This is a genomic window from Streptomyces sp. NPDC052107, from assembly GCF_040680215.1.
GTDB lineage: Bacteria > Actinomycetota > Actinomycetes > Streptomycetales > Streptomycetaceae > Streptomyces.
In genome coordinates this window covers 1-6,184 of sequence record NZ_JBFAWG010000182.1, presented here as the reverse complement: position 1 = coordinate 6,184, position 6,184 = coordinate 1, and the positions used below count along the sequence as shown (strand labels likewise).

Genomic DNA, 6,184 nt, shown 5'->3' with positions numbered 1-6,184 from the left:
CCGGTGCTGAAGGTCACGTACAAGGTCGAGGCCACGCGTGTCGAGCAGCGCACCGACTTCGACAAGCTGATCGTCGACGTCGAGACCAAGCAGGCGATGCGTCCGCGTGACGCCATGGCGTCGGCCGGCAAGACCCTGGTCGAGCTGTTCGGTCTGGCGCGCGAGCTCAACATCGACGCCGAGGGCATCGACATGGGTCCGTCCCCGACGGACGCCGCCCTGGCCGCCGACATGGCGCTGCCGATCGAGGAGCTGGAGCTCACGGTCCGCTCCTACAACTGCCTCAAGCGTGAGGGCGTCCACTCGGTGGGTGAGCTCCTGGCTCGCTCGGAGGCGGACCTGCTGGACATCCGCAACTTCGGTGCGAAGTCCATCGACGAGGTCAAGGCGAAGCTGGCCGGCCTGGGCCTGGCCCTGAAGGACAGCCCGCCCGGATTCGACCCGACCGCCGCCGCCTTCGACGCGGACGATAACGGGAGTACGGGTTTCATGGAGACCGAGCAGTACTGAACGGTGCGGCGGGTCGTGGGGAGCCGGGAAGGCAGGGGAGCCAGCGATGAGCGCCGGCCGACCGCACCCGGCTCCCCGATGGCTCACCGGCGGAGATGCGGACGCCCAAGCCATCCGAGCTCGATTGATTCCTCCCGGCGGCCCGGGCCGTGCCGGTGGCACGCCGTGCGAGGCTGCAAAAGGGCACGGAGTCGTACGGCTTGTGCGGGATGACGAGGCAAGCCCGGCCCCCGTCGCGGCTGACGGCACACGGAGTCTTCCCTACTGGTCGACATCGATCCCGATGGGCCCCGTATCAGACCTCACCGCCGCGCCAGCGCCAGCACACTCAGGCCGAACATCAAGACACCCAGGGGAAGATGGACCGACGGGACGTGCGCGATGCCGAGCACGACCTGGACCGAGGCGAGCACGAGGAAACCTGACGCGTGCCAGATGGGCCGGGGCGAGCCGCCGCCCGGCTTCCATGCCAGCACCGCCGCGAGCACGTACAGCATCGACGCCCCGTACATCACACGGGCTCCGACACTGTGCAGCGTCTCTCCGTAGGACGAGGTCAGCAGCAGTCCGGCGGAGACCGCCTGAAGGAAGATGGTCAGGGTCTGCAGGGCGATCGCAATCTGCAGGAACGATGAGATGCGCCGTGCGTTCGCCGTCGTCGTCACCTGAGTGGCCATGTCACAGTCCCCTTTTCCGCCCTCGGGCAGCAGATCGATAAGCTCTCACCAGCCCGACGACGTGGGCCTGCGAAACGTAAGGCGAGGGGGCGGCCGGAACATGAGGACTGTCGGCACCCGCATAGATGAGGTAACCGGCGAGCGACGCCAACTGATCAATGTCGCTTATCGGTTGCTCGGTTCGGTGACCGAGGCCGAGGACGCCGTACAGGATGCCTACGCGCGCTGGTACGGGCTGCCACGAAGCCGGCAGGAGGAGATACTGTCTCCCGGCGCCTGGCTGACGACGGTGACCAGCCGCATCTGCCTGGACCTGCTCGGTTCGGCGCGGGCCCGCCGTGAACACTATGTCGGCGCCTGGCTGCCCGAGCCGCTGCCCGACCGCACCGAGTGGGACCACGCGGGCGGCGCCGACCCCATCGGCCCTGCAGACCCGGCCGACCAGATCGTCCTGGACGAGTCGGTGGCCATGGCCTTCCTGGTCGTCCTGGAGTCGATGACGCCCGCCGAACGGGTGGCGTTCGTCCTGCACGACGTCTTCCGGTACCCGTTCGCTGAGGTCGCCGACGTTCTCGACCGGACCCCTGCGGCCTGCAAGAAGCTGGCTGCCTCCGCTCGGCGGAGGGTGAGCGTCGCGCGGGCTCCGGTGACGGCGACCGGCCAGGCCGACGTGGTGAGGCAGGTCAAAGAGGCGTGGGAGACCAAGGACATCGCAGCCCTCGTCGGTCTCCTCAACCCGGCGGCCGTGATGACCGCCGACGGCGGCGGAATGGTCGGCACCGCCCTGCGTCCGGTCGAGGGCGGCGCGCGCATCGCCCAGTACATGGTGGCCATTGCCGATAAGGCTCCGGGACTCGAACTCCTGGAGCGGTCGGTCAACGGTGTGCCAGGCCTGGTGGCCCAGCGTGCCGGCGTCGTCGTGACGGTCGCCTCGTTCGATGTCTCCGGCGGGCGCGTAACCCGAATCTGGGCGGTCCGCAACCCGGAGAAGCTGAGGCCGTGGGCGCGGGAGGGCTAGCCAGTCTTCGCTCTGCAGAGCATGCAGTCGCCGCCGGGAGTTGAGCGCGCATCCGACCGGGACGTTCCAGCCGAGACCGTGGGCTGCTCTGGCGTGACGGCGTGGCGCACGCTGCCCGCCTCCGAGCGGAGCCGGCGTGAGCTCCGAGTCCCGCAACGGCTGAGCAGCAGCGGCAGTCCGAGACCCATCCGGGTCGGGGTCCCTGAGGGCTGCCCATGCCTCAAACAACGCCCTTACACTCTCCCAGCCCGGCCCAGGGGTGAAGTGAGCCAGGAAGAACGGATGGTCACAGCCGTACTCGCTGAGCTCACCGAGCAGGACATCCCTGTTACAAGAGCTGCCACTGCTTCCTGGCGTGCCTGCATTCTCAACCGCCCATTTGAGGTCGCATCTTCGCAGTGCACCACCGTCTGGCCAGCCACTTCATTCTGGAACGATCAGTTAATCCCCGATCGGGGAGAGCTGCCGCCTGCTGCCGGGCGGGCCGGCGACGGGATCCGCCACGAAGATCACGAACTGTCCGTGATCTTCGAGAGTTCCCTGTCTCGTGCGCTTGCCCCGGACCGCCGCAACCGCCGGCGCCGTCATCGCCGCTCTCCTCCTCCCCGCGACCGCCCGCGCCACCCCGGGCGTTGTACCGGGTGAGACTGTGATGCTTGCGTCGTGGGCCCGGGCGAGCGGCCCACGATTCCTGCGTGACCGGGGGCCCGGCACCAACGTCAGGAGCGTCGTGCAAGGCGGCTTCGAATTGCTGGCGCACCGAGCGCTTTCGGGGACGCGGGCCAGGCAGTGGTGCCTCATCAGCGGCCTCAACCTGAGATCGCCCCACCCAAGCTCGCTCAACGCACCAAGCAGCCCGGCGTCACCGTCACCCTGGCCCGCTGACATCCGCCCTGGCGCCCTGCCCGAGGTGGTCGCCCTGAACTACTGATATCTGCGAGTGCGAAGCGTGCTGACCATCCCTCAGGGTGGTCAGGTGATCGGAGCGGCGGTCTCTTCGCGCTCCGGCTCGGTGAGGGTGGCGGGGGTGTCGTTCAGGCCGAGGCGGAGGTGCTCGACGTGGTAGAGGGCCTGGTGGAGGAGTTCGGCGACGTGGTTGTCGTAGAGGGAGTACACCACCGAGCGGCCCTTGCGGGTGCCGGTGACCAGGCCGAGGTTGCGCAGGAGTCGCAGCTGGTGGGAGCAGGCGGACTGCTCCATGCCGACCTCGTCGGCCAGTTCGGTGGCCGGCAGGGGCCCCTCGCGCAGCCGGGCCAGGATCAGCAGGCGGGAGGGGGTGGCGAGCGCCTGGAGGGTGGTGGCGACCTTGGCGGCGGTGGCGGCGTCCAGGCGTGCGCGCGGGACGCTGCTGGCAGGTGATGCGGCTCCGTGACCCATGCGCCCATGGTACGCCGCCCATGAATCCATGAATCGATGTTCATTTATTCCTGTTACGGTGGTGGGGTTGGACGCTGTCCGCCGACGCCTTCGCAAAGGACCCCGTTTCGATGTCTTCCACTCTCACCCGCCCCGCCCCGGTCGGCGAGGCCGTCCGCGGGGCGGTGGCGCCCCGGCGCAGCACCCGGATCTTCGCGCTGCCGGAGGTCCGGTGGGCGGCGGCCGCGCTGGTGCTGTTCCTGATCGCGCTGCCGCTGTACCTGCTGGGGGCACCGGCGTGGGCGTGGGGGCCGCTGTTCGCGCTCACCTATGCCACGGGCGGCTGGGAGCCGGGCTGGGCCGGCTTGCAGGCCCTGCGCGAGAAGACCCTGGACGTGGACCTGCTCATGGTGGTCGCGGCCCTCGGCGCGGCGGCGATCGGGCAGGTCCTGGACGGGGCGCTGCTGATCGTCATCTTCGCCACCTCCGGCGCCCTGGAGGGCATCGCCACCGCCCGCACGGCCGATTCCGTGCGCGGACTGCTCGACCTCGCCCCGGCCGCCGCCACTCGCCTGACGGACGATGGCGGCGAGGAGAGCGTGCCCACCGAGCAGCTGCGCGTCGGGGACACGGTCCTGGTGCGGCCCGGTGAGCGCATCGGTGCCGACGGGCGGGTGCTGGAGGGGGCCAGTGAGGTCGACCAGGCCACCATCACCGGCGAGCCGCTGCCGGTGACCAAGGAGGCCGGGGACGAGGTGTTCGCCGGCACCCTGAACGGCACCGGCGCGCTGCGGGTGAAGGTCGAGCGGGACCCCTCCGACTCGGTGATCGCCCGGATCGTGGCGATGGTCGAGGAAGCATCCGAGACCAAGGCGCCGACCCAGTTGTTCATCGAGAAGGTCGAACAGCGTTACAGCCTCGGCATGGTCGCCGCCACCGTGGCGCTGTTCGCCCTGCCGCTGCTGTTCGGTGCCGCGCTGCAGCCGACCCTGCTGCGCGCGATGACATTCATGATCGTCGCCTCACCGTGCGCGGTGGTGCTGGCCACCATGCCGCCGCTGTTGTCGGCGATCGCCAACGCCGGGCGCCACGGCGTGCTGGTCAAGTCCGCGGTGGTCATGGAACGGCTCGGCCAGGTGGACGCCGTCGCGCTCGACAAGACCGGCACCCTGACCGAGGGCACCCCGCGCGTGACCGACATCCGCCCGCTGACCGGCTCCGGCCTGAGCGAGCGGGAACTGCTGCGGCTCGCGGCGGCGGCCGAACACCCCAGCGAGCACCCGCTGGCCCGCGCCGTCGTGGACGCCGCCCGCGCCCGTGAGCTGGACATTCCGCTGGCGGAGGACTTCGCCTCCGCGCCTGGCACGGGCGTGACGGCGACCGTGGCGGGTCGCGTCATCGCGGTCGGCAGCCCTGCCCGGCTGCTGGACGGCGGCTCACACCCGGCCGCCGCGGTCGCCGCGGGCCTGGAGGAGGAGGGCCGCACCGCAGTGCTGGTCATGGCGGACGGCACGCCGGTGGGTGTGCTGGGGATCGCCGACCGGCTGCGCGAGGAGGCCGCTACCGCCACGGCCGCGCTGGGCCGCCTGACGGGTGCCGCTTTGATGCTGGTGACCGGCGACAATCCGCGCGCCGCGGCGCGGCTCGCGGGCGAGGTCGGCATCACGGACGTGCGCGCCGGTCTGCTGCCGCAGGACAAGGTCGCTGCGGTGCGGGAGCTGGAGCGGTCCGGGCGGAAGGTGCTGGTGGTCGGCGACGGCGTCAATGACGCCCCCGCGCTCGCCGCCGCCCACACGGGCATCGCCATGGGCCGCGCCGGGTCCGACCTCGCCCTGGAGACCGCCGACGCCGTCGTCGTCCGAGATGAGCTGGCCACCATCCCCACCGTGATCGCCCTCTCCCGCCGGGCGCGTCGCCTGGTGGTGCAGAACCTGGTGATCGCGGGCGTGTTCATCACCGGCCTGGTCGTCTGGGACCTCGTCGGCACCCTGCCGCTGCCGCTGGGTGTCGCCGGGCACGAGGGCTCCACCGCCATCGTCGGCCTCAACGGCCTGCGCCTGCTCGCGGATTCCGCCTGGCGCCGCGCCCGCACCGGGTACGGCCGGTGAGCCGCCGCAGTCGCAACGCCGTCCCCGCCGCCGCGGGCGCGGCCCGTTGCACGGTCACCGTCTGCCGCGGCTGCTGCTGCGGCACGGCGAAGATCCCCGGCCTGGACCACGCCGGGCAGCTCGCCCAGTTGCGGCAAGCGCTCGCGGGCAGCGCTCAGGTGAGGGTGACCGGGTGCCTGGACGCCTGCGAACACGCCAACGTCATCGTCGTCCAGCCCTCCGCCGCGGGACGGGCTGCAGGCGGGCGCCCGGTATGGCTGGGCCTGGTCAACGACCCGGACGCCGCCGACGACATCGCCGCCTGGATCGCCGCGGGCGGCCCAGGCCTGGCCGATCCGCCCGGCGTGCTCGACCTGTACGCGTTCGCTCCTTCCCGCCGAGTCCGCGGTCGGATCGAGGTCTGATCGGTGGCTGGTGCAGGGGGTTGTGAACAGCTGCCGCGGAACAGCGTATGAGTGTGTTCTGGCGCGGATGAGTGAGTGTTCGGGCTGTGGTGGGCGTACGGGGAACGATAG

At 70.9% G+C, this 6,184-nt stretch carries 6 protein-coding genes; 4 read left to right on the top strand and 2 right to left on the bottom strand.

All coding sequences use genetic code 11. The annotated features are described in order from the left end of the window. The coding region (locus tag AB0M27_RS46150; RefSeq protein ID WP_365732146.1) for a DNA-directed RNA polymerase subunit alpha C-terminal domain-containing protein at positions 1–510 on the top strand (510 nt) is incomplete at its 5' end. A 302-nt stretch (positions 511–812) separates the two neighbouring features. Here the strand turns inward: AB0M27_RS46150 and AB0M27_RS46145 are convergent. Further along, positions 813–1,187 carry a hypothetical protein gene (locus AB0M27_RS46145; protein ID WP_365732144.1) on the bottom strand — a complete coding sequence of 125 codons (375 nt, stop codon included), beginning with the start codon at positions 1,185–1,187 and terminating at the stop codon, positions 813–815. A gap of 100 nt (positions 1,188–1,287) precedes the next feature. Between AB0M27_RS46145 and sigJ the strand changes: the two genes are divergently transcribed. Beyond that, positions 1,288–2,205: an RNA polymerase sigma factor SigJ gene (sigJ, locus tag AB0M27_RS46140; protein ID WP_365732142.1), complete on the top strand. Its 918-nt coding sequence runs from the start codon at positions 1,288–1,290 to the stop codon at positions 2,203–2,205. A gap of 972 nt (positions 2,206–3,177) precedes the next feature. On the opposite strand, the gene AB0M27_RS46135 is transcribed toward sigJ, so the two are convergent. After that, positions 3,178–3,582, bottom strand: coding sequence for a metalloregulator ArsR/SmtB family transcription factor (locus AB0M27_RS46135; RefSeq protein WP_365732140.1), 405 nt, complete (start codon positions 3,580–3,582; stop codon positions 3,178–3,180). 110 nt (positions 3,583–3,692) lie between these two features. Between AB0M27_RS46135 and AB0M27_RS46130 the strand changes: the two genes are divergently transcribed. Beyond that, positions 3,693–5,669, top strand: a complete 1,977-nt coding sequence (locus AB0M27_RS46130; RefSeq protein WP_365732138.1) for a heavy metal translocating P-type ATPase — start codon at positions 3,693–3,695, stop codon at positions 5,667–5,669. Continuing rightward, positions 5,666–6,073, top strand: coding sequence for a (2Fe-2S) ferredoxin domain-containing protein (locus AB0M27_RS46125; RefSeq protein WP_365732136.1), 408 nt, complete (start codon positions 5,666–5,668; stop codon positions 6,071–6,073). The genes AB0M27_RS46130 and AB0M27_RS46125 overlap by 4 nt, the downstream gene beginning before the upstream one ends. The last annotated feature ends 111 nt before the right edge of the window (positions 6,074–6,184 follow it).